This is a genomic window from Planctomonas deserti (genome assembly GCF_003067705.1).
GTDB lineage: Bacteria > Actinomycetota > Actinomycetes > Actinomycetales > Microbacteriaceae > Planctomonas > Planctomonas deserti.
The window spans coordinates 1-2,542 of record NZ_QANL01000008.1 but is presented as its reverse complement, the minus strand read 5'-3'; the positions used below and the strand labels follow the sequence as shown (position 1 = coordinate 2,542).

General features: G+C 53.1%; 2 tRNA genes and 2 rRNA genes. All 4 read left to right on the top strand.

Annotated elements, in window-relative coordinates:
• Positions 1-289, top strand: a 16S ribosomal RNA gene (locus tag DAI20_RS19190); the annotation flags it as partial.
• Between the two features lie 92 nt (positions 290-381).
• Positions 382-457 (top strand) — tRNA-Ala (locus tag DAI20_RS19185).
• 27 nt (positions 458-484) lie between these two features.
• A tRNA-Ile gene (locus DAI20_RS19180) sits at positions 485-561 on the top strand.
• A gap of 225 nt (positions 562-786) precedes the next feature.
• Positions 787-2,542: ribosomal RNA gene (locus DAI20_RS19175) — 23S ribosomal RNA — on the top strand; the annotation flags it as partial.

Sequence of the window (2,542 nt, the reverse complement as noted above, 5' to 3'; positions counted from 1 at the left end):
CTGCAAGCCGGCGACGGTAAGCCAATCCCAGAAACCCTATCTCAGTCCGGATTGGAGTCTGCAACTCGACTCCATGAAGTCGGAATCGCTAGTAATCGCAGATCAGCATTGCTGCGGTGAATACGTTCCCGGGCCTTGTACACACCGCCCGTCACACCACGAGAGTTTGTAACACCCGAAGTCGGTGGGGTAACCTTTTTGGAGCCAGCCGCCTAAGGTGGGACAGATGACTGGGGTGAAGTCGTAACAAGGTAGCCGTATCGGAAGGTGCGGCTGGATCACCTCCTTTTGAGCAAAGACAGCATCGTCCTGTCGGGCGTCTTCACAAAGTACCTGCATTCAGAGAATCATGTCGGCCAGGCCGATATGAGAGTCCCTTTTGGGGCCTTAGCTCAGCTGGGAGAGCACCTGCTTTGCAAGCAGGGGGTCGTCGGTTCGATCCCGACAGGCTCCACCATGTTTGGGCTGTTCCGGAATAACTTCCGGGTCTGTAGCTCAGGTGGTTAGAGCGCACCCCTGATAAGGGTGAGGTCGGTAGTTCGAGTCTACCCAGACCCACCATTCTCTGAATGACGCATACAATCGATCTTTATACGCATCAGCATTGTGGCTGGTACGTGTTCTTTTAAAACTTGTGACGTAGCGAGCGTTTGAGATGTTCTATCAGACGTGTCGTGAGGCTAAGGCGAGAGACGGAAGTCTCTTTATTGATTGAGTCGTTATATTCGTATCCGGGCTTTGTACCCCCGGGTCACATATATAACCCAAGGCAACTTGCGGTTATATGGTCAAGCGAATAAGCGCACACGGTGGATGCCTTGGCGGTCAGAGGCGATGAAGGACGTGGCAGCCTGCGAAAAGTATCGGGGAGCTGGCAACAAGCTTTGATCCGGTAATGTCCGAATGGGGAAACCCACCCGCTTGCGGGTATCCTGCAGTGAATACATAGCTGCTGGAAGCGAACCTGGTGAACTGAAATATCTAAGTAACCAGAGGAAAAGAAATCAACCGAGATTCCGTAAGTAGCGACGAGCGAACGCGGACTAGCCCTTAAGCTGATTTGGTTCTAGGAAAACGCTCTGGAAAGAGCGGCCATAGAAGGTGATAGCCCTGTATCTGAAAGGGCCATTTCAGTGAAGACGAGTAGGGCGGGGCACGTGAAACCCTGTCTGAACATGGGGGGACCATCCTCCAAGGCTAAATACTACTGACCGACCGATAGTGAACCAGTACCGTGAGGGAAAGGCGAAAAGAACCCCGGAGAGGGGAGTGAAATAGAACCTGAAACCGTGTGCGTACAAGCAGTAGGAGCTCCGCAAGGAGTGACTGCGTACCTTTTGTATAATGGGTCAGCGACTTACTGTTCGTGGCAAGCTTAACCGTATAGGGGAGGCGAAGGGAAACCGAGTCTGATAAGGGCGCATAGTCGCGGGCAGTAGACCCGAAACCGGGTGATCTAGTCATGCCCAGGGTGAAGGTGCGGTAACACGCACTGGAGGCCCGAACCCACTCCCGTTGCAAAGGTAGGGGATGAGGTGTGATTAGGAGTGAAAAGCTAATCGAACCCGGAGATAGCTGGTTCTCCTCGAAAGCTATTTAGGTAGCGCCTCATATGTATCCTCTCGGGGGTAGAGCACTGTTATGGCTAGGGGGTCATCGCGACTTACCAAACCATTGCAAACTCCGAATACCGAGACGGACTGTATGGGAGACACACGGCGGGTGCTAACGTCCGTCGTGAAAAGGGAAACAACCCAGACCCACAGCTAAGGTCCCAAATTCACTGCTAAGTGGAAAACCATGTGGAAAGGCACAGACAGCCAGGAGGTTGGCTTAGAAGCAGCCACCCTTTAAAGAAAGCGTAATAGCTCACTGGTCGAGTCGGTCTGCGGGGAAGATTTAACGGGGCTAAGCAGTGAACCGAAGCTTGGGGTGCATAACTTTGTTATGCGCGGTAGAGGAGCGTTCCGTAAGCCGTTGAAGGTGGATTGAGAAGTCTGCTGGAGGTATCGGAAGTGCGAATGCTGACATGAGTAACGATAATGCGGGTGAAAAACCCGCACGCCGAAAGCCCAAGGTTTCCTTGCGCAACGTTAATCGGCGCAGGGTGAGTCGGCCCCTAAGGCGAGGACGAAAGTCGTAGTCGATGGGAAGCAGGTTAATATTCCTGCACCTCGCGTAAGTGCGATGGAGGGACGGAGAAGGTTAGGTGTACCAGGCGTTGGTTGTCCTGGGGAAAGGCGGTAGGTTTGGATCTTTGGCAAATCCGGGATCCTTCAAGACCGAGCACCGAGACGAGCCTTTATGGCAAAGTCACTGATACCACGCTTCCAGGAAAAGCTCCTAAGCTTCAGCTTACGCAGACCGTACCGTAAACCGACACAGGTGGGTAGGATGAGAATTCTCAGGCGCTTGAGAGAACTCGGGTGAAGGAACTAGGCAAAATGGTACCGTAACTTCGGGAGAAGGTGCACCCTTTTTGGTGGCTCGTGCGAGCTATAGCTGAAGAGGGTCGCAGTAACCAGGCCGCTGCGACTGTTTA